Here is a 20,170-nt window from a genome sequence, read left to right on the forward strand (position 1 = left end):
TTTTTTTTGTTACAATTTAATGCTTTTGCTGACTTTTTTCTTACTACGCCAGTTTTCGTCACAACCTTATTTATATTTGCCGCGTGTTGGGATGAAAAATCTGCAAAGCGCAGAGAGGATAATATGGTGTGGAAAAAAAGAAATGGAGTCAAGGAAACAGCCATTGGCAACATCGCCATGGCACTAGCCGTAATCGCAGGGTTCATAGCCTTAGCCTATATTGCGGTACAAAATATCAGCTCAATGTTCATGGAGGAACTTGCCGGTCGTCGTGAACAGTTTGTGGAGTCCAAACTTACAGACTATGTAAACAGTCTAAACTTCGCCGTCAACCACCTTACCCCAGAAGATCTCGCCAGCGAAGCGAATTTCCAGTCCTACCAATACCGCTTAAAGCATGTGTATGGACTTGAGAGATTCGCCTTTGTCGATTCCAGAGGCGTTATTTACACCTCGAATGGCACACGCGACGACATCGACCTTTACAAATTCGACTATAAGACTCTTTCCAAACCTGAAATTTCACTCAAGAAAGTTGAAGGCGAACACAAGACAATCATTGTAGCCATTCCCATCAACAAGCTTCATTACAACGGTCAAACACTTGTCGTTTCCTTCATGGAAATCAATATCAGCCGTTTGCTCGAAGGCGTCTCTCTACAGCTTGATACGAACAGTGCAGTATCTTGCAACATCTACACAAAAGACGGTCAGTCGCTTTTAAGCATGGTGCTTGGCGGATTCGCAAGTGACGAGAATCTTTTTACAGCCATGGAGAAGGCAGCATTCGACGAAGGCTACTCCGTTGAAACAATTCGCACAGATTTTTCAGCACATCAAGAAGGAACGGCAACATTCACACTCAACGGAATACGAGAAACGGTCCACTACATCCCAGTAAAGTCAACCGACTGGATGTTAGCATACCTTGTTCGTGACAATGTTTTCTCGGAACAGTTTACCGCATTCTCCGAAGGCATTGTTGAGCGTAACTTGATTATTTCCGTCATCGTCCTCTTCGCTATCGTTCTGCTTTCAATCTTTTTTATCGTGCAAACACGCCGAAATGCAAAATACAGAATCGAGCAAGAAATCATCGAAGCCGAAAACCGCGTAAAACAGAAAAAACTCGAAGAACAGCTAAAGCTCCAGGAAAAGCTTGTAGAACAGGAACGCCAGAGGAGCGAGCAAAGCTACATGATTAACGCGCTTTCTTCGGAATACAAGAGCGTGTTCTACGTAGACTTGGAAAATGACACATCCATTTGCTACCGCAAAGTCATGGACGAAGACATTCCGTTTGATATCGGCGAAAAAATCCAGTACTGGAAAATATTCTCGACATACGCCAAGATGTTCATTTTGCCGGAATACCAAGAAAAATTCATTGAATTTATCAAACCAGAACACATCCGCGAAGCCCTTCAGAAAGAAACGCTCATCTCATTGCGTTACAAATCCATGCACAAAGGAAAAGAAACCTATGAAATGGTCCGCATGGCAACCGCTAATACAAATGAAGACGGGACCATCCGCATTGTGGGTGTCGGTTTTTCGAACATCGACGAAGAAATGCGCGAATCCATGGCCAAGAACCAAACGCTCATCGACGCTTTGAAAGCCGCCGAAGAAGCGAACAAGGCAAAGACAGTGTTCCTCTCGAACATGAGCCATGAAATTCGCACCCCGATGAACGCCATTATCGGCCTTGACAACCTTGCGCTCCATGAAAAAGATATTTCGCCCAAGATGCGTGAATATCTTGAAAAGATAGGATCCTCAGCCGAGCACCTGTTGAGCCTTATCAACGAAATTCTGGACATGAGCCGAATCGAAAGCGGACGCATGACTATCCATAGCGAAGAATTCTCGTCGGCAAAGATGCTCGAACAAGTGAATACGATTTTCAACGGGCAGTGCAGTGAAAGAGGCTTGAATTACGTTTGCAATATTTCCGACAACATAGATGACTACTACATTGGCGACGACATGAAAATCCGCCAGGTGCTCATCAACATTCTCGGAAACGCCGTCAAGTTCACCCCGCAAGGAGGATCAGTCACATTCAGCATCAATAAAGCAACGACGTACGACAACAAGTCTACTCTCGTCTTTAAGATTAGCGATACCGGCATCGGCATGAGCAAGGAATACTTGCCGAAACTCTTTGAACCGTTCAGCCAAGAAGATCCAAACACAACGATTAAGTACGGCAGCAGCGGCCTTGGACTTGCCATTACCAAGGGTATTGTCGACATGATGAACGGAAAGATTGAAGTCGAAAGCGAAAAGGGCAAGGGAACGACATTTACCATTTCGCTAACGCTTTTGAACTCCGACCGCTCCGACAAGGATACAAGCGATATCCAGATTCAGACAAGCGAAATGAGCGTCCTCGTGGTGGACGATGACGAAGTCGCCATGAACCACGCCAAGCTCGTTCTCGAGAAGTCTGGAATTTCAACAGAAGTCGCCAATTCTGGAAAAGAAGCTGTCGAGATGGTGAAGCTCCGCCACGCCAGATGCAATCCATACAGCCTCATCGTTTTGGACTGGCAGATGCACGAAATGGACGGCGTGGAAACCGCAAGGCAAATCCGCGCAGTCACCGGCGACGATACCGCCATCATCGTGCTCACTGCCTACAACTGGGACGACGTTCTGGACGAAGCGCTTGCCGCTGGTGTGGATTGCTTTATCGCAAAACCAATCTTCACAAAGAACATCTTGGATGAACTCAAGAATATTCTCAAGAAGAAACGTCAACATATTGCGCCGATGAAAAAGAAGGCAGAACTTTCAGGCCGTCAGTTGCTCCTTGCTGAAGACATGGAAGTGAACGCCCAAATCATGATTGAAATCTTGAAGATGCGCAATATCCAGACGGATCACGCCGAGAACGGAAAGATTGCTCTCGAGATGTTCAGCAAGAGTCCTATCGGGTACTACGACGCCATTCTCATGGACATGCGTATGCCCGAGATGGACGGCTTGGAAGCAACGGCTGCCATCCGCAAGCTCGACCGCCCCGATGCAAAGGTCATCCCGATTATTGCACTCACGGCAAACGCCTTTGACGAAGACGTACAGCGCAGCTTACAAGCAGGCCTTAACGCTCACTTGAGCAAGCCGGTACAACCCGACGTGTTGTTCGAAACGCTCGAAGGAATGCTGTAATAACTATTCTATCTCTAAAAGGAAGGCTGCTCGTTTTGAGCAGCCTTTTTCTTTACTTTTCAATTTTTGTTTCGGCAGTATCATCTTTTATCAATCGGACAAAAGACTGCGAATGCGTACTGAAAGTCACACGGCCGGGGAAAATTTCAAAACAGAATTTATCCTCAGATGTCCAGAAATGACTAAAGAAATTATTGCTGATGCCAGTGCTGCATTTGACCGGAGTCGCCTCAAAACCCAGATTATCGGTCGGGGTCACGTTGCATTTTTCCCAACCCTTACGAGACATGAGCACGCTCGACGGATCACCAAGCCCTAAATTTGTAGCGGTCTTGATCAAGGTTTCAAAATCCTTTTTGCTAGGAACGCGCCAGCCCCTTACGGCACAGTACTTGTTCACGGAATTCCATTCGTACAGCCCCTCGCCCGTATAGCCCACGCACTTGTACTTTAAGGGTTCCTTCATCCACACTTGTTCGCCAATCCTTACGGTCTTGTAAACCTGACCATCGCGAGGGTCGACAAACTGCGATTCAAAAAGATTCGGGGAAAGCGAGAATCTTTTTTGCCAAATGTATTCCTGCATGATATCGAGCATTTGCGCGCACGGTTCAAAAGACAACCCCAACTCCACGCAAAGCCGTCTTTGGCAAGCTTCCAAAACTTCCTGCTGTTCGCCATCCGAAAAACTTCTGACCTCGTACATGCTTGACGGGATTTTCTTTAAAACAAGCAGGAACAAACGATCCTTGGCATCTGCAAATTCGGGGGCATCCAAATCGCGCAGTTCTTTTTCTAAAGTCGATTCGTTTGCGAAAATAGAATCACCGACTTTTTGTACAAGAACCTCACATAAAGCCTTAACATCTTTTTGCGCTACCTTGACTGCGGGGCGCACCAATTTGGCGCCGCAGAACGGGCAATTTTCCATTTTATCCATTAAAGCATCAAAATCTTTTAGATTCTTATGACACTCTTTACAGAACATAGTGTTCTCCCCGAAAAAATTCTCGAATTTTCAATGTTAATATTAAAAATTGAGAAAGAAAGGGATGTAAAACTTATGCAAAAAACGATTGCAAAGCAGAGTTACTTGGCGCAAAAGCAATAGGCGAAATGGTCCGCTTCGGCAATTTTCGTCGGGAGTTCGGCGGAAAGGCATTTTTCGCGAACATCGGCGGAAGCCTTGGCACATTTGCAGCAGCGGTCAGCAAAGCGACAACCCTTTGCAAAGTCCTTGGGATGCGGCACAGAGCCCGGAATAGACGCAAGCGTGCGCAAGTCGCTATGGCTTTCTGGAATCGCGGCAAGGAGCCCTTGCGTGTACGGGTGCATCGGATGATTGATGACTTCGCGGACAGGACCTTCTTCAACAATGCGACCAGCATACATCACGGCAACACGGTGGGCATACTGCGAAACGATACCCATGTTGTGCGTAATGAGGAGAACAGCTGTTCCCGTTTTTTCCGCCATTTCCTTGAGTACGGCAAGAACTTGAGCTTGCACGGTAACATCCAAAGCGGTTGTCGGTTCATCGGCAATGATCAATTTGGGCTTTGGCAAAAGCGCCATCACAATGCACACGCGCTGGAGCATGCCACCCGAAAGTTCATGCGGATAGGAATTCAAAACGCGATCGGGATCGGTGAAACCGGCCAAGCGAAGCTGCTCGCGAATAAGGTCGAGGGGATCGTTCTGCGCATTTTGAGACTGCGCATTCCGAGATGTCGCGGGATCTTGTTTAGACTGCGCGCTTTTCAAAGTAGCACCCTTCGAGATTGCGCTAAACTTAAAAACTTCAAGGAGTTGCTTTTTGATGGTGACGACAGGGTTCAGCGCTTGCATCGGTTCCTGGAAAATGCACGCGATTTCGGAACCACGAACAGATTGCAAATCCTTGAACGGGAGTTTCACGAGGTCGTGGGCATCTTGAGATTGCGCATCATTCGCCCCCACATCGAACAAAATCTCGCCGTTCACAATCTTTGCACTCGGCCACGGCAGCAGGCGCAAGATACTCATGGCTGTCACGCTCTTTCCGCAACCAGACTCGCCCACCAACGCAAAAAATTCGCCTGGGAAAATGTCAAACGAGACGCGGTCCGTCACTTGCAACGGTTGCTTGCCATCACGCGAGTTGCCGTTTTTATCAAATCCGAACGCCACCGAAACGTCTTTTACACGCAAAACGGGAAAAGCAGTATTAGACATAGCGATCCCCCGACTTCGGATCGGTTGACGACTCCGCAATCGACTTAACAACGCTACCAGAACTTCTGAAGTCGATCGCTCCGCGCTCCCACGGCTCGTTAATACGAGCCGTTCCCGCTTGGCATGGACCACTCAGTCGTATTGCATTAGACATATCTATCTCCCGACTTCGGGTCCATTGCATCTCGCACGCCTTCGCCGACAAACGTCGTAAGGAGGAGCGTCACAAACAACGCAGCAACAGTGCTCACGGAAATCCACGGAGCGTAGAGGTTGTTGAGTCCCTGGCTCATCAGTTCACCCCAGCTCGGCGTCGGCGGCTGGAGTCCAAAGCCCAAGAAGTCAAGCGACGTGAGGCTTCCGATTCCACCAATCAACGTGAACGGGAAAAGCGTCACCACGGGAGTCATTGCATTCGGCAAGATTTCCTTGAAAAAGATATGGCGATGCCCAAGTCCAAGCACCTTCGCAGACATCACGTACGTCATGCTGCGGAGCTTCAGGAATTCCGCACGCATGTAATAGCTGAGCGAAAGCCAGTTGAACGCCGCCATAATCAAAATCAAAAGCCAGAAACTGCGGCCGTAAATACTGCCGATGAGAATCACCACGTAAAGCATCGGGAGCGACGACCAGATTTCAATCATACGCTGCATGCCCGTATCCCAGAACTTCCCGAGATAGCCCTGGATACCGCCAATGACAATGCCGAGGAACGTCCCAAGCACAGTCAAGAGCAAACTAAAGCTGATGCAAATGCGGAACCCGTGAATCAAGCGCGAAAGAACATCGCGCCCATTGCTATCGGTCCCGAGCCAGTGCTTTGCGCTCGGCGCAAATGGAGGGGTTCCCTCCTCGCTCAGATCCGCCTTCAGCGGATCGTGCGGCACTGGCGGCATGATCGTCCACATCTCGGGGCAGCCACCAGCACGCGGGAATCCGTCTTCTTCATCCTGCTTACATTCTTCGACATCTGCAAAAAGCTTTGCGTAATCCTGATCCGTCTTGTATTCACCACCAAAGTCCGCTTCGCTGTAACGCGCAAACGCCGGGAAATAGCTCTTGCCGTTATAACGCAAATAGAACGGTTCATCGTTCACCGTCCACGGACTCGTGAGAGAAAGCAAGTACGCCACCACCAAAATCACAAGCGACCAAAAGGCGCGCTTGTTCTTGCGGAAGCGCTTCAGGCGGTTCAAAGTTTCTGTCGAAAGTCTAAGTTTCATAGATTAAACAAGGCTCGGCGCATTTTCGCATTTTCGCGGCAGTTCCAACAACCATTAAATACTCGACTCGATAAATTCCTTGCGGAACGTTCCATTACCAAGCAAAATATCAATCGGCAGCTTGTGGAACTCGTACTCGTACGGAGGCTGTTTCCACGCAAAATCCTTCGGGTACTCGTTGAAAATATACTGCAACAACTTCACCGCCATTTCAAAACTGCGGAACTTGTTGCGGTCCGTCACATGAATCTGCGCACCGCCACAAATCTGCCCAGCGCCCTTGTGAAACGTCGGCTGGAAGTAGTTTTCGCGGAAATACACGCCTGGAAGCTTGAGGCCATTCATGTACTTGCAAAGCTTGACTGCATCGATAAACGGAGCACCGAAAATTTCGAACGGGCGCGTCGTGCCACGGCCTTCACTCACATTCGTTGCTTCAAACAGACACATACCCGGATAAACAATTGCAGTATCGAGCGTCGGCATGTTCGGGCTCGGCAAAATCCACGGGAGTCCCGTTTCGTCAAACCACATGCGCTTATCATAGCCGTCCATGTGCATCACATAAAGTTCGCATTTCGGGAATCGTTCTGCCTTGAACTGTTCGGCAAGTTCGCCAATCGTCTTTGCGTGCCTCGTGCGGATGCTATGGAGCCCAACAAAGCTCGTGTAATTGAGGTCAAGCACCGGACCTTCCTCGTCCACGCAGTTAATCGGATTCGGGCGATCCACCACGACCACCGGGATTCCCGCCTTTTCGCATGCCTTCATGCAGAGGAACAGCGTCCAGATGAACGTATAGTAACGGGCGCCCACATCCTGCAAATCGACAAGCATCGCATCCACATGCGAAAGCATTTCTGCGGTCGGTTCACGATGTTCACCGTAAAGGCTGTAAACCGGAATATGCAATTCCGGATCTTCGTAGCCTTCCCATTCAATCATGTTGTCTTGCGTGTGCCCCTTGATGCCGTGCTGCGGACCAAACAAAGCCGAAAGCTTAAAGAGCTTGCCGTCCAAATCCTTGAGCAAGTCAAGCGTATAACTCAAATCGGCACAGACCGAAGCCGGATGGAGAACCGCACCCAGGCGCTTACCACGAAGCGCTGCCGGGAAACTTTTTTCAAAATGAGAAAGAGCTAACGTAACCATGGATTTAAAGGTAGTAAAACCACCTTTAAACGCCAGCCGCTTCAAGCCGTTTCACATGGCAATAGGCGAGTTCTTTTGTCCGCTCGTCACGCAAATGCAGGCTGGAGCCCTCGCAATAGCGCCAATACTTGCAAGTTTTGCAGTCACCAATTTTCGCCCAGCTGCGGTCGCGCATCACCTGATAGCGGTTCTGCCATACATCCCACAAGTCATCCTTGTAGATATTCCCTTGAATGTAATCCCCACGCAAGCTCGGGCATGCCGAAATGCTTCCATCGCACAGCACCGACGCAATATTGACGCCCGCCCAGCAAAAGAACGGATTATCTCGAACCACCTTTTCATAACTTCCGAGGAATCCTTCGCAATCGTAATTCACGTTGATGATTTTCTTTGTTTTCGCTTCACGAATAAATTCAAAGACCTGTCGAAATTTCTCATTCGAAAGTTGAAATAGCGGATTATCTTTCGCGCGACCTTTCGGGAACACGTTCGAAACGCGCCAACGCTTCACGCCAAGATTTACAAGCAAATTAAAAATCTGAGGCAATTCCTTGAGATTCTTGCGATTCACGCAAGTCATCACGTCAAACGTCAAACCATCCGTATGCGCAGCCATGTTGATGGCTCGCACAGCACGTTCAAAGCTATGTGGATTTCCACGAAAATGATTGTGATTCTCTTCAAGCCCATCCAAGCTAATCGTAAGCGATTTGAGCCCAGCGTTCATAAGCCGAGCGAACCGATCAGGCGTCAAAGCGAGTGCATTCGTCACCATGCCCCATGCATATCCGCGCTTCTTAATTTCCTTACCGCATTCCTCAAGATCAGGGCGCATCAAAGGCTCGCCACCCGTAATCACCACCGCAAAATCATTCGGATCAATGTGCGGAGCAAGCCCATCCAAAACACGCAAAAAATCTTCACGCGGCATATCTGGAATCGCCTCCACCAAGCAATCACTACCGCAATGCAAGCAGTGCAGATTACAACGCAAAGTACATTCCCAGAACAAGTATGTCAACTTGTGGGATTTTATTTCACTATGGCGGTAAAGACGGTGCGCCTCAAGCGCTAAGGTTTTCTTAAAACCTAGATAATTCATCGTTCAAAATTACTTTTCCTCGCCGCAAGAATTATTGAACACGCAAGGAGGACCATAAAGAGCTATCGCTCGTTCCAAAAGCATGTACTTATCAAAAAATTCATCTTCGCTCAGATTAGCTTGTCCATTGCTATATACAGTATTTCCTTTATCATCAGTACTTACAACAAAGGACTGACCATCCTCGCACTCAAATGAATTATCATCCACTCGTTCACAGGGAATTTTTTCATCAGGCTTCACTTCGGTAAAAACATTATAATGAGCCATAAAATCAGCTTCGTTATAGACCTTGCCATCATCACATGTATAAGTCTTATCTCTCACAATAACAACGCCGTATTTGGCAGTAACCTCAGGACGATTACGTATAGAAACTGGTTCTTCATCAACGATAGATTCAACACAGGTCACGCCATCAGAGCAAGTAAGTTTCGAATCACCCTCGATTCTGGTGCAGACATCCCCCATAAAAACACCATACAATGGCTGAGGAACAACATCCATGCTGCTAGAACTTTGAACAACAGGATTTGAGCTAGACGATTGAGCTTCAGAACTTGAAGAATTTACCTCAGAACTAGAGCTTGCAATTTCAGCCGACGAACTGGAACTATTGCTATTTGAAGTTGCACTTGAACTGGAATCCGAGCCCTCAAACGTCGGAGATGTAGAACTATTATCGCAAGCATTCCAGAAGAACGTTGTCAACGCCAGCAAAAGCTTTTTCCAGTGATTGTACATCATATCAAATTCCCTAAAAATGTTGCCCCATACACATCTAATATAAACAAACCAAGAAAAAATCACAATCTTGGAAAAGCTCGTTTCAAGAGTTTTTCAACGTTTTTCAAAAGCAAATTCCACTTTTTCACGACAAACGTATTATATGCGACTTTTGAGCAACAAAAAAAGACTGCCGTTAAGCAGTCTTCTTTCGTCTTTGTACAAGTTCCAAATGCTCGGCTCGGCCATGTTCAAGCAAACTTGACCGCGGCGCTCGCCTTACGCATTTGTCGTCTGTAGCGGAGCGTTCTTTCGTCTAGCTCACGAGCATCATCGAGAACACCATAACGAACAGCGCGACCGTTTCGCCGACACCGAGCACCATGAGGTAGTTCACGAGGCCCTTGCCCGTTTCGCCAAGAGCGTTGCAAGCGTCAGCAGCGGACTTACCCACGTACCAGGCGCTAGCCATCATGCCGATGCCACCGAAGATGCCTACGCCAAGGTAAGCAGCCCAGTTGCCCGGAGCAGCCTGCGACTTGTTCAAGATGTACATCATCAGGAGCATGCCGTAAATCGTCTGCGCAATCGGCGCACCCACGAAGATGAGCAGCGTAAAGAGCGCGTTCTTACCCTTGAGATACGCCTTCTTCCAGGCACCGATGGCCGCCATGCCGGCAGTCCCGCAGCCCAGCGCAGAGCCCACCGCGGCAAGGCCAAGAGCCGCCACCGCACCGAGCTTTGCGAGCGTTAAAAGTTGTGATTGATCCATAAGTGCGACCTCTTTCGATTAAAGCACCATCATGGAGAACACAAGCACGAACAAAGCGACGGTTTCGACGATACCGAGAACCATCAAGTAGTTCACCATGCCCTTGCCGGTTTCACCGAGAGCATCGCAAGCCACTGCAGCAGACTTGCCCTGGTACCAAGCAGAAGCCATCATGCCGAGGCCACCGAAGATACCAGCACCGAGGCAGCCGCCCCAGTTCGTAAAGCCCTGTTCAGCAGCCTTGCTCAAGATGAAGTTCATGAGCAACATGCCGTAAATCGTCTGGGAAATCGGAGCACCGACGAACACGAGAAGAGTGAAGAGAGCAGACTTACCCTGAGCGTAAGCCTTCTTCCACATCGTGATAGCAGACATACCGGCCGTTCCGCAACCAAGGGCAGAGCCCATAGCCGCAATGCCAAGCGCAGCTGCAGCACCCATTTTAGCGAGAGTCACCATTGTATTCGGTTCCATTATATTATCCTCATTAAGTAGCGGGATTTAACCCTTGGTTTAATTTTTTTGCTTGGCGAAGGGGCTGAATGCAAATCCGCTCCATTCAAGACCAAGTCCATTTGAAAATTCGAGTGTGTTAAGACGTACGGCATGCACTGCAACGCCCATCACGGCAAGTGCAATGTTCAGGCCATGAACGCCCAAAAGAACTAGAGCTGCACCGGCAACCCCCACGGCAGAGCCAAACAGCGGCGAGAGCATTCCATTGAACGCTTCGGCGATGGCGGCACCAGACATACCCACAGCAAAGAGACGGATATAGCTGATAACGTCGGTGAAGCTGTTCACGATGTCGAGCACGAGCATCGGGATGCTGATGAAGTCCTGTTTGAGGCGGCTAGGCGGCACCGTAAAGAGCACGAGAAGCACGACTTCCACGATGAACATCGGGATGACGAACTTCGGCATGTCGATTCCAAGCACCATGTTGCATGCAAGGAAGAACATGACCCAAGCGCCCATGAGCCAGCCCACCTGCGCCATGAACGTCGAAGACTTGCGCTTGAGACGCACAACGACATTCCACGCATGAGCAATGCTCAAGTGCACAACGGCAATGCAGAAGCAGAACAGCTGGATATGCTGCATCTGGGATGCCCCAGCGGCCTTCGGCACAAAGCTAGCAGGCAAGAACGTAAACGTCTCGCAGAACTGCTTGTATGCTTCGAAGCGCGTCGGATCCGTCGGAGCAGAGCTGCGAATCCAATAGAGTACGTTGCGCACGCCTTCCGGGATAAAGTTGTAGTTAGCGATATCAAGGTAGTAGCTCCACCCTGCAAGTTCCGGCGTAAGGCCAAGGAAGTTTGCATTGATGGCGCCCCAGATGATAGTCGCCCAGCTCATCAAATACACAAAGTGGAATCCTGCACTACTTGCCTTCGGCATTTTCGAGCGAGCAAACATCGCAAGACCGAGGAACAACAGGCCATAAGCCATATCGCCCACAATCATCGCAAAGAAAAGGCTAAAGAAGCAGAGGAACACAGAGCTCACGTCAACTTCGTTGTAACCCGGCGAGATGCCAATGATGTCATAGAGGCACTGCATCGGGCGTGAAAGCTTGTTGTAGCCGAGAAGCGTCGGGATGTTATCTTCGTCCGTCGGATCTTCAACGCGGATGCCCCAGCCGTTTGCCTTCGCTGCCGCACTGATTTCAGCAACGCGCGGTTCCGGGCAGAATCCCTGAAGTGCAGCCAAGCCCTTGTTCTGGAGCATGCTTGCAGAAGCTTCCACGAGATTGTAACGGTCCGTCACTTCCAAGAGGCGGTCTTCGAGATCGTCCTTCACGGAAGCAAGCTGGGCAAAGCGTTCGTCCACAGCAGAAATCGTCGTGTTCGATTCCTCTTCGATCATTCGATATTCTTCGAGCGACTTGAGAGGCATGGCGAGTTCCGTAAACGCACCCTTCACAGATGCAGGAGCATCGCCCTTCGTGAACACGGCAATGTACGTGCCATTTTCATCCTTGCCAAAAACATGCTTGTAAGCGTTATCGCCTTCGACTTCAAAAGGATCCTTGGAAAGATCGACGAGATAAAGGCGGACAAAGATGCCCTTTGCGGCGAGTTCCTTGACCGTACGCGGATCGAGATTTCCAAAAGCGTGGAGCTTTTCAAGTTCTTCCTTGGCTTGTTCCAGCTGAATTTCGGCATTTTTCTTGTCCGAAATGAGCGTCTGGATTTCTTCGACGAGCGTTACACCGCTTGCACCTTTCGCTGCAGGCGTCACACCCTTGCGGAGCTTATCCGGAACGACTTCCATAGCCTTCTGCACGCGGGCCACAGCACCCTTTGCACCGTTCACAGATGCACCAACGGCATTCTGGAGCGGAGTCAAATGGATAATTTCCATTTCGCGCAGAGCCTTAAGGGTTTCTTCCTTATGGCTTGCAAGCGTAAGAATGGTCACCTTCTTCATAGGAGTAATCATGCGGCAACCTCCTTACTCTGGGCGTCAAGTGCAAGCGCCTTAGCCGTAGCCTTGCCCTTTGCAAGCTTACTACGGGCCACACCGCTTGTCTGCTGGTCACCCAAGAAGATATTGATTTTGCGGATGTTATCCTTAGACTCGGGAATTTTCACCTTTTCGAACAGGTTCACACGCTGGCTCGTGGTACGCAGTTCCTTCGAAAGGAGTTCGTACTGCTTTTCGAGCACACGGCGTTCCAGGCGCAAGGAAATCAAACCTTGCAAGCTGCGGATACCATCGTCGAGCCACACCGGAGTCGTAAAGAAGTCCGGAATGTTCACGTTGAATTCCACACCGCTAAACGTCGGAATCTTCACGCCGGCAATGTTACCCTCGCCCTGTTCGACACTTTTCACCGAGAGATACTTTTTCCACTCAATGGGTTCGGCAAAAAGCGAAATCCACGAAGCCATACTCTTGCGGAGCTTATCCTCTTCTTCGCGTTTCGCCATCACCTTCTCCTGGAGCGTACGCATTTCCATCTGCAGCTGCTGCTTTTTCAAAAGCAACGTCGGCAGATAGCGCTGGAAGCGCTTCAGTGCGTCACGTTCCGCCTTGAGGGCGTTTTTAGTTAACTTGACCTTAGCCATATTACCACTTCTTCGGCCAGTACTGATTGATCATCTTGGTGGGGATACCGGTTTCTTCAGGAGTGAAGCAATCGGCGAGGATTTCCCATCCGAGATCCAAAGCCTTTTCAAGAGGGATGTTCACAGAAAGGTCCATCATTTCCTTTTCGAAGCGTACACCGTACTTCAACAGCTTCTGGTCCCAGTTGCTCATGTTGAAGCCCATGGATTGCTTTTCCAAGGTTTCCTTGTAGCTTGCGTACAGCTGAATCATGGTGTTCATGATGGTACGGTGGTCGCTACGGGTCTTGCCGTTCACCTGCTGCTTCAAGCGGCTCAAAGAACCGAACGGTTCGATACGGCCCTTGCGCAAGTAGAACTGACCTTCGGTAATGTAACCCGTGTTGTCCGGAACCGGGTGCGTCACGTCGTCGCCCGGCATGGTGGTCACAGCCAAAATCGTGATAGAACCAGCGTCGCTGAAGTCCACAGCCTTTTCGTAGCGGCTTGCGAGCTGAGAGTAAAGGTCGCCTGGATAACCACGGTTCGACGGAATCTGTTCCATCGTAATAGCAATTTCCTTCATGGCGTCGGCAAAGTTCGTCATGTCCGTGAGGAGCACGAGCACGTTCTTGCCTTCGGTTGCAAACTTTTCAGCAACAGCGAGGGATGCATCCGGAACAAGCAAGCATTCCACAATCGGGTCAGATGCGGTATGCATGAACATCACCGTACGGGAAAGAGCACCGTTCTTTTCGAGGTAATCCTTGAGATAGAGGTAGTCATCGTGCTTGAGGCCCATGCCGCCGAGGATAATCACATCGACTTCAGCCTGCAAGGCGATACGTGCCAAAAGTTCGTTGTAGGGTTCACCTGCAATCGAGAAAATCGGGAGCTTCTGCGAAACGACGAGCGTGTTGAACACGTCAATCATCGGGATACCCGTACGCACCATCGTCTTCGGGATGATTCGCTTAGCAGGGTTCACAGACGGGCCGCCAATCGTGATGCGTTCGCCATCGACTTCCGGGCCGTTGTCACGCGGCTTGCCGGCACCGTTAAACACGCGGCCAAGCAAAGCATCGCTGTACGGGACCTTCATCGGTTCACCGAGGAATCGCACTTCGGAGTCCGTAGAAATACCACGAGCACCAGCAAAGACCTGCAAGTCCACGAGGTCACCGTCAATGCGGATCACACGGGCAAGAGAAGTACCGAAAGAGCTCGTCACCTGAGCCAGTTCCTGGTTTGCAACGCCTTCGGCTCTCAAAGTAATCACAGAACCGGCAATGCGTTCAATACGATGGTAAGCAACATTATGCATTAGCAGAAACCTCCTTTACGGAAGCAAAAATACTGGATTCGAGATCCTTGAATTCCTGAGAGTCAAACGCCACGCGGTTCCAGTCCTTGGTAGCCTGCGTGAGCTTGAGGAAGAACGTACGGGCGACATCCTTTTCGGTAAACGTCATCGGCGTCATGAGGATGGTGTAAATCTTGTCGAACACGTACTTTTGACGTTCTGCAGAGCAAGCGGCGTCGATTTCGTTATAGGCGTCCTGCTGCAGATAAACGGCATCAAGATATTCAGATTTCAGATAAACAATGAAGTCTTCGATCGAAGTACCTTCTTCGCCCACAACCTTCATCATGTTGTTCACATCCACACCGTTAGCGAGGATAGAACGAGCCTGAGCGACCTTCTTGGAATCGATGATACCTTCGTACTTAGACCAGGAATCCAACGGGTGGATAGCCGGGAAGCGGCGCTGGTCAGAACGTTCACGGGAAAGGCCAAGGAATGCGCCCACCACCTTCAAGGTTGCCTGGGTCACCGGTTCTTCGAAGTTACCACCTGCAGGAGACACGGAACCACAAATCGTCACAGAGCCGGTTGAACCGTCCTTGAGGCGGACAACGCCACCGCGTTCGTAGAAAGAAGCGATCACAGATTCGAGGTAAGCCGGGAATGCTTCTTCGCCCGGAATTTCTTCCAAACGGCCACTCATTTCACGGAGAGCCTGAGCCCAACGGGAAGTGGAGTCTGCGAGGAGGAGCACGTTGAGGCCCATCTGGCGATAGTATTCAGCGAGCGTCACGCCGGTATAAACGGAAGCTTCACGAGCAGCCACCGGCATCGAAGACGTGTTACAAATGATAAGCGTACGTTCCATCAAGGACTTGCCCGTACGCGGGTCAATCAATTCCGGGAATTCGCGAAGGGTTTCCACCACTTCACCAGCACGTTCACCGCAAGCAGCCAAAATCACGATGTCCACATCGGCATAACGGCTCATGAGCTGCTGGAGCACAGTCTTACCGGCACCGAATGGACCCGGCGTACAGAACGTACCGCCCTGCATCACAGGGAAGAACGTATCGATAATGCGCTGCTGCATGGTAAGCGGCTTGGACGGGCGGAGGCGTTCTTCATAAGCCTTGATCGGCATCTTGACCGGCCAGGTCTGCACCATCGTCACGTCAACAGATTCGCCCTTATCGTTCTTGAGCTTTGCGACAACATCTTCGACAACGCGGTCACCGGCAGTCGTAATGTAATCCACAGTCCACTTGCCGAGGAGCTTGAACGGCACCATGATGCGATGCGAGAAAACACCTTCCGGAACCGTACCGAGCGTATCACCAGCGACAACCACATCGCCAGCCTTAGCGACCGGAGTAAAAGCCCACTTCTTGTCACGCGGGAGAGCCTTCAAGTACTTACCGCGCTGGAGGAAGAAGCCGCATTCGTCAGCGAGCTTCGGCAGCGGGTTCTGAAGACCATCAAAAACTTGAGTAAGGAGACCCGGACCAAGTTCAACAGAAAGAAGTTCACCCGTAAATTCGACTTCGTCGCCAGCCTTGAGGCCAGTCGTATCTTCGAACACCTGGAGTTCAGCGTAATCACCACGGATACGAATCACTTCGCTCTTAAGGGGGATGATTTCTGTCTTACCTGCTTCGTTCTTCGAAATGAGCTTTGCATAAGCCACTTCGTTCTGGGAAACGGCGCTTTCAAACTTGACACGAATCAGGTTTCCGTTCACGCCGGTTATTTTTCCGATACTAGCCATTGAAAATGGACCTCCACTCATTCCTGCCTGTATGCAGGATCGTTTTCATTAATAATATTGATGACGGCCTTGTCGCCTGCGATATCGTTCAAGCGAGCCCAACGCTCGCAGATTCTAAGCTTAATCGCATAGGCGTAGACGTGCTTGATGGTCCCCTCGCCTACACCGGCAAGGCTATCCACAAGCCAAAAACGGGCGCGGTCGATATCCTGTTCCTTTTCAAGCGGATTTGACTTCATGAACGCGTCCTGGATCATCTTCGCAAAGGTGACGTCATAACCAGAGAATGAACGTTCCGCAAAACGCACTTCAGGGCCCCACGCCTGGGCGCGGAGCCTACCTGAAACATTTCTCATCTGGGTTTCGCGGGACTGGTATTCCCTAACAAATTCATCATCGCTCTCTTCGCCCGCTAAGAGGGCGTCGAGCGCTTCGAGTTCTGGGGCATCCAGCACACCTTCGCAACGGCCACGGAACTCGGCCATGCTAAGGGGCGGAACGTCGCCCAGTTCTAGCATCGGAAGCGATGCCATCAAATATGCTGGACTGCTCATTGGACCGCCTTATTTGCCCTGGGCGGCCTTGTTTACAATCTTTGCAAGTTGCGGTCTGAGCAAGGCAGAAAGAGATTCCGCCATTGCCTGTTCTGTAAATTCGTGGCTGACCTTGCCGCCGTCGAGCTTCACGCGGAAACCAAACTTGACGCCCTTGTCGCTTTCGACCTTGACGCCAGCCTTGAGCTGCTTTGCAAACTCGCCCATCACAAAGCTCGTGAGGGCCTTGGCATCGGCTTCGGAGAAGTTGATTTCGATGTCGGAGGTGTAGCTCTTTGCAACCGTAAGGAGCATGTTCTTCACGGTCGATTCATCGAGAGACTTGTCAATCTGGAGGCTGAGAAGATCAAGAATCATCTTTTCGAGGTTCTTGCCCACCGAGAGGAGCAAATCGCGAGCGGACTGTTCCAACGTGCGTTCGCTGCGTTCTGTAAATGCTTGTGCTTCCTTATCGGCGTTTTCGAGTTTTGCTTTGGCTTCGTCTTCGGCTGCCCTGACAATTTCGGCCGCCTTGTCCTTTGCCTTAGAAATAATATCTGCTGCTGCGAGTTCTGCCTTTTCGACAGCATCCTTCTGGATGCGTTCCATAAGGGCTTGCAAATCTTCTGCCATTTAAATCTCCAAATTGAACCAAAACACCCCTTTTAAGGGCATTTTTATTAAACACAGAAAAGAATATACTAGGAAAATTTGGAAAAAGACAAGAAAATCGACAAAAAATTGCGAAAATATTGTTTACTTACACAAATGGAGGATAAAAAGACCAAAAGGAGCGACAAAAGGCGTAAAACCTCGACAGAAAATGGAAAGCGCTTTACAAAATTTGGGAGGAAACGATGAATCTATTCAAAAAGACTTTTTCAAAAACAAGCAATTAACAACTAGGAAGTTTTTCTATATTTCACCGCGAAAAATTATCTTCAAGGATACAACCATGAAACGTACACATAACTGCGGCCAGCTTCGCAAGGAAGATGTTGGCCAGACCGTAACACTCGCCGGTTGGGTGGATCGCCGCCGTGACCATGGTGGTGTGATTTTCGTTGACCTCCGCGACAAGTATGGCAAGACCCAGATCGTTTTCAATCCGGATTACAATGCCGATGTTTTGAAGACTGCCGAACAGCTCCGTAACGAATACGTTATTTACGTGACTGGTAAGGTCTACGCCCGCGAAGAAGGCAACACGAACGAAAAGCTCGCTACGGGTGAAATCGAAGTCAAGGCTGACAAGCTCGAAATTTTGAACGCCGCCCTCACCTCTCCGCTCGCCATTAACGACCCGAACGAAGAATGCAAGGAAAACGACGACCTCCGCTTGCAGTACCGCTACCTGGACCTCCGCCGTCCGTGGATCCAGAAGAAGCTCCTCCTCAAGAGCCGCTTCCTCAAGGCCGTGTACGACTTCTTCTATTCTAACGGTTTTGAAAACATTGAAACTCCGTGCCTTTGCAAGTCCACTCCGGAAGGCGCACGTGACTACCTCGTGCCGTCCCGCGTGAACCCGGGCAAGTTCTACGCCCTCCCGCAGTCTCCGCAGCAGTACAAGCAGCTCTTGATGATTGCAGGCATGGACCGCTACTTCCAGATCGCCAAGTGCTTCCGCGACGAAGACCTCCGCGCTGACCGTCAGCCGGAATTCACGCAGATCGACGTTGAAATGTCTTTCGTCAATCAGGACGAAGTCATGGAAATGTTCGACAAGTTCGTGACTGAAGTTTTGGGCAAGGTTTGGAACTTCGAACCGCCGCGTCACATCCGCCGTATGAAGTGGGCAGAAGCTATGCTCAAGTACGGTTCCGATAAGCCGGACCTCCGCTTCGACCTCGAAATTCACGACGTGTCTGAAATCGGTGCAAAGTCCAACTTTGGCGTGTTCAAGAACTGCGTTGCCGCTGGTGGCAAGATCCGCGGTATCGCTGCTAAGGGTTGCGTTGACTTTACTCGTAAGCAGATCGATGAACTCACGGCTTACGTTGCCAAGTACGGTTCCAAGGGCCTCGTGTGGATGCGCGTCAAGGAAAATGACGAAGTTGAAACTCAGGTCGGCAAGTTCTTCACGACCGAACAACTTAACGAACTCCGCGACGCTGTTGGCGCTAAGTGCGGCGACATGATGTTCTTCATCGCAGGTCCGGAAAAGATTGCAGCTACGGCTATGGGTCAGCTCCGCTTGGAAGTCGCCCGTATCAAGGGTCTCCGCGATCCGAAGAAGCGTGAATTTGTGTGGATTACCGAATTCCCGATGTTCGAATACAGCGATACCGAAGGCCGCTACATGGCTATGCACCACCCGTTCACGAACCCGCTTCCGGAACATTTGGACATGATGCTCAGCGGCAACCTCAAGGATTGCAACGCTGAAGCTTATGACCTTGTTCTTAACGGTGTGGAAATCGGCGGTGGTTCTATCCGTATTCACAACCCAGAAGTTCAGGAAAAGGTGTTCCGCTTGCTCGGCCTCTCCGAAGAACAGGTGAAGACCAAGTTCGGCTTCTTCGTCGATGCATTCAAGTACGGTGCTCCTCCGCACGGTGGTTTGGCCTTCGGTCTCGACCGCGTTGTTGCTACTATGGAAGGTGAAGAATCTATCCGTGACTACATCGCATTCCCGAAGAACACGAGTGCTTCTAGCCCGATGGACCAGTGCCCGAGTGAAGTGGACCTCCAGCAGTTGCAGGACATCCACATTTCTGTGCAGTTGCCTAAGGGTAACGAGAAAAAGTAATAGTGGTTGTCATGCCCGCGAAGGCGGGCATCACCCTTTCACTAAAGCTTTTGAAAATGGCGGGTTTCGACCCGCCATTTTTGTATGAATGGTGATTCCGGCTCGGAGGCCGGAATGACAGCTTCCGCGAGAGTCGCGAAACAAAAGAAATGAAAAGAGCCGTCGGTATTGCTACCGGCGGTTCTTTGATTGTTGGATGGAGGAGGAGTCTTTTTTTATAAGTTCTTTTTCTGCTGTTTATGTTCATCGACATTGCCGCAGGGTTTCAGATGGCGATAAACGGCAGGATGCCCCGAGATGCTGTCAATGGAAAGAAAATGTGAGGATTCGGATACGGCTACACCGAATGAATCCGTCTGCCCTGTAAATAGGCTATTGATGTATCCCAT

Annotated in this window: 17 protein-coding genes; 2 read left to right on the top strand and 15 right to left on the bottom strand. The window is 50.1% G+C overall.

Features of this window, described 5'->3' with window-relative positions; translation table 11 throughout:
• Window positions 1-123 precede the first annotated feature (123 nt).
• On the top strand, window positions 124-3,177 hold the full coding sequence (locus B9Y77_RS03525) for a response regulator (RefSeq protein ID WP_085490488.1): 3,054 nt from the start codon (window positions 124-126) through the stop codon (window positions 3,175-3,177).
• Between the two features lie 52 nt (window positions 3,178-3,229).
• On the opposite strand, the gene B9Y77_RS03530 is transcribed toward B9Y77_RS03525, so the two are convergent.
• The 14 genes from B9Y77_RS03530 to B9Y77_RS03595 all read right to left on the bottom strand — a co-directional run bounded on the left by B9Y77_RS03530 (window position 3,230) and on the right by B9Y77_RS03595 (window position 17,665).
• Window positions 3,230-4,117 carry an FISUMP domain-containing protein gene (locus B9Y77_RS03530; RefSeq protein WP_254899905.1) on the bottom strand — a complete coding sequence of 296 codons (888 nt, stop codon included), beginning with the start codon at window positions 4,115-4,117 and terminating at the stop codon, window positions 3,230-3,232.
• Window positions 4,118-4,266: 149 nt separating this feature from the next.
• Entirely contained in the window at window positions 4,267-5,391 is a 1,125-nt protein-coding gene (locus tag B9Y77_RS03535; protein ID WP_085490490.1) for an ABC transporter ATP-binding protein, read from the bottom strand.
• 146 nt (window positions 5,392-5,537) lie between these two features.
• The gene (locus B9Y77_RS03540; RefSeq protein ID WP_085490491.1) at window positions 5,538-6,617 is read right to left on the bottom strand and encodes an ABC transporter permease; all 1,080 of its coding nucleotides are present in this window, start codon (window positions 6,615-6,617) and stop codon (window positions 5,538-5,540) included.
• Window positions 6,618-6,671: 54 nt separating this feature from the next.
• Window positions 6,672-7,769 (bottom strand): exo-beta-N-acetylmuramidase NamZ family protein, encoded by a 1,098-nt coding sequence (locus B9Y77_RS03545; RefSeq protein ID WP_073424074.1) that lies wholly within the window; start codon window positions 7,767-7,769, stop codon window positions 6,672-6,674.
• A 25-nt stretch (window positions 7,770-7,794) separates the two neighbouring features.
• Complete coding sequence (locus B9Y77_RS03550) at window positions 7,795-8,874, bottom strand: TIGR04133 family radical SAM/SPASM protein (RefSeq protein WP_085490492.1); 1,080 nt, start codon at window positions 8,872-8,874, stop codon at window positions 7,795-7,797.
• 9 nt (window positions 8,875-8,883) lie between these two features.
• Window positions 8,884-9,621 carry a hypothetical protein gene (locus tag B9Y77_RS03555; protein WP_139829252.1) on the bottom strand — a complete coding sequence of 246 codons (738 nt, stop codon included), beginning with the start codon at window positions 9,619-9,621 and terminating at the stop codon, window positions 8,884-8,886.
• A 295-nt stretch (window positions 9,622-9,916) separates the two neighbouring features.
• On the bottom strand, window positions 9,917-10,372 hold the full coding sequence (locus tag B9Y77_RS03560; RefSeq protein ID WP_014544954.1) for an ATP synthase subunit K: 456 nt from the start codon (window positions 10,370-10,372) through the stop codon (window positions 9,917-9,919).
• Between the two features lie 18 nt (window positions 10,373-10,390).
• Window positions 10,391-10,846, bottom strand: coding sequence for an ATP synthase subunit K (locus tag B9Y77_RS03565; RefSeq protein WP_015732433.1), 456 nt, complete (start codon window positions 10,844-10,846; stop codon window positions 10,391-10,393).
• 39 nt (window positions 10,847-10,885) lie between these two features.
• Window positions 10,886-12,817: a V-type ATP synthase subunit I gene (locus B9Y77_RS03570; RefSeq protein ID WP_085490494.1), complete on the bottom strand. Its 1,932-nt coding sequence runs from the start codon at window positions 12,815-12,817 to the stop codon at window positions 10,886-10,888.
• A complete protein-coding gene (locus tag B9Y77_RS03575; protein WP_085490495.1) occupies window positions 12,814-13,446 on the bottom strand; it encodes a V-type ATP synthase subunit D in 633 nt (210 codons plus the stop codon). Before B9Y77_RS03575 ends, B9Y77_RS03570 begins: the two co-directional genes overlap by 4 nt.
• A gap of 1 nt (window position 13,447) precedes the next feature.
• Window positions 13,448-14,749 (bottom strand): V-type ATP synthase subunit B, encoded by a 1,302-nt coding sequence (locus B9Y77_RS03580; RefSeq protein WP_073424070.1) that lies wholly within the window; start codon window positions 14,747-14,749, stop codon window positions 13,448-13,450.
• On the bottom strand, window positions 14,742-16,499 hold the full coding sequence (locus tag B9Y77_RS03585; RefSeq protein WP_085490496.1) for a V-type ATP synthase subunit A: 1,758 nt from the start codon (window positions 16,497-16,499) through the stop codon (window positions 14,742-14,744). The genes B9Y77_RS03580 and B9Y77_RS03585 overlap by 8 nt, the downstream gene beginning before the upstream one ends.
• A gap of 17 nt (window positions 16,500-16,516) precedes the next feature.
• A complete protein-coding gene (locus tag B9Y77_RS03590; RefSeq protein ID WP_014544948.1) occupies window positions 16,517-17,053 on the bottom strand; it encodes a hypothetical protein in 537 nt (178 codons plus the stop codon).
• A gap of 9 nt (window positions 17,054-17,062) precedes the next feature.
• Window positions 17,063-17,665, bottom strand: a complete 603-nt coding sequence (locus B9Y77_RS03595; RefSeq protein ID WP_014544947.1) for an ATPase — start codon at window positions 17,663-17,665, stop codon at window positions 17,063-17,065.
• 322 nt (window positions 17,666-17,987) lie between these two features.
• On the opposite strand from B9Y77_RS03595, the gene aspS reads away from it, so the two are divergent.
• Complete coding sequence (gene aspS, locus B9Y77_RS03600) at window positions 17,988-19,781, top strand: aspartate--tRNA ligase (RefSeq protein ID WP_085491435.1); 1,794 nt, start codon at window positions 17,988-17,990, stop codon at window positions 19,779-19,781.
• Window positions 19,782-19,996: 215 nt separating this feature from the next.
• Here the strand turns inward: aspS and B9Y77_RS15890 are convergent, their stop codons facing one another.
• Window positions 19,997-20,170, bottom strand: coding sequence for a hypothetical protein (locus tag B9Y77_RS15890; RefSeq protein ID WP_015732430.1), 174 nt, complete (start codon window positions 20,168-20,170; stop codon window positions 19,997-19,999).

It is taken from the genome of Fibrobacter sp. UWB13 (assembly GCF_900177805.1).
Lineage (GTDB): Bacteria > Fibrobacterota > Fibrobacteria > Fibrobacterales > Fibrobacteraceae > Fibrobacter.

Excerpts from the sequence above, each read along its gene's own strand:
- B9Y77_RS03525 (WP_085490488.1), top strand. The coding sequence starts at position 124 with ATGGTGTGGAAAAAAAGAAATGGAGTCAAGGAAACAGCCATTGGCAAC.
- B9Y77_RS03530 (WP_254899905.1), bottom strand. The coding sequence starts at position 4,117 with ATGGATAAAATGGAAAATTGCCCGTTCTGCGGCGCCAAATTGGTGCGC.
- B9Y77_RS03535 (WP_085490490.1), bottom strand. The coding sequence starts at position 5,391 with ATGTCTAATACTGCTTTTCCCGTTTTGCGTGTAAAAGACGTTTCGGTG.
- B9Y77_RS03540 (WP_085490491.1), bottom strand. The coding sequence starts at position 6,617 with ATGAAACTTAGACTTTCGACAGAAACTTTGAACCGCCTGAAGCGCTTC.
- B9Y77_RS03545 (WP_073424074.1), bottom strand. The coding sequence starts at position 7,769 with ATGGTTACGTTAGCTCTTTCTCATTTTGAAAAAAGTTTCCCGGCAGCG.
- B9Y77_RS03550 (WP_085490492.1), bottom strand. The coding sequence starts at position 8,874 with ATGAATTATCTAGGTTTTAAGAAAACCTTAGCGCTTGAGGCGCACCGT.
- B9Y77_RS03555 (WP_139829252.1), bottom strand. The coding sequence starts at position 9,621 with ATGATGTACAATCACTGGAAAAAGCTTTTGCTGGCGTTGACAACGTTC.
- B9Y77_RS03560 (WP_014544954.1), bottom strand. The coding sequence starts at position 10,372 with ATGGATCAATCACAACTTTTAACGCTCGCAAAGCTCGGTGCGGTGGCG.
- B9Y77_RS03565 (WP_015732433.1), bottom strand. The coding sequence starts at position 10,846 with ATGGAACCGAATACAATGGTGACTCTCGCTAAAATGGGTGCTGCAGCT.
- B9Y77_RS03570 (WP_085490494.1), bottom strand. The coding sequence starts at position 12,817 with ATGATTACTCCTATGAAGAAGGTGACCATTCTTACGCTTGCAAGCCAT.
- B9Y77_RS03575 (WP_085490495.1), bottom strand. The coding sequence starts at position 13,446 with ATGGCTAAGGTCAAGTTAACTAAAAACGCCCTCAAGGCGGAACGTGAC.
- B9Y77_RS03580 (WP_073424070.1), bottom strand. The coding sequence starts at position 14,749 with ATGCATAATGTTGCTTACCATCGTATTGAACGCATTGCCGGTTCTGTG.
- B9Y77_RS03585 (WP_085490496.1), bottom strand. The coding sequence starts at position 16,499 with ATGGCTAGTATCGGAAAAATAACCGGCGTGAACGGAAACCTGATTCGT.
- B9Y77_RS03590 (WP_014544948.1), bottom strand. The coding sequence starts at position 17,053 with ATGAGCAGTCCAGCATATTTGATGGCATCGCTTCCGATGCTAGAACTG.
- B9Y77_RS03595 (WP_014544947.1), bottom strand. The coding sequence starts at position 17,665 with ATGGCAGAAGATTTGCAAGCCCTTATGGAACGCATCCAGAAGGATGCT.
- aspS (WP_085491435.1), top strand. The coding sequence starts at position 17,988 with ATGAAACGTACACATAACTGCGGCCAGCTTCGCAAGGAAGATGTTGGC.
- B9Y77_RS15890 (WP_015732430.1), bottom strand. The coding sequence starts at position 20,170 with ATGGGATACATCAATAGCCTATTTACAGGGCAGACGGATTCATTCGGT.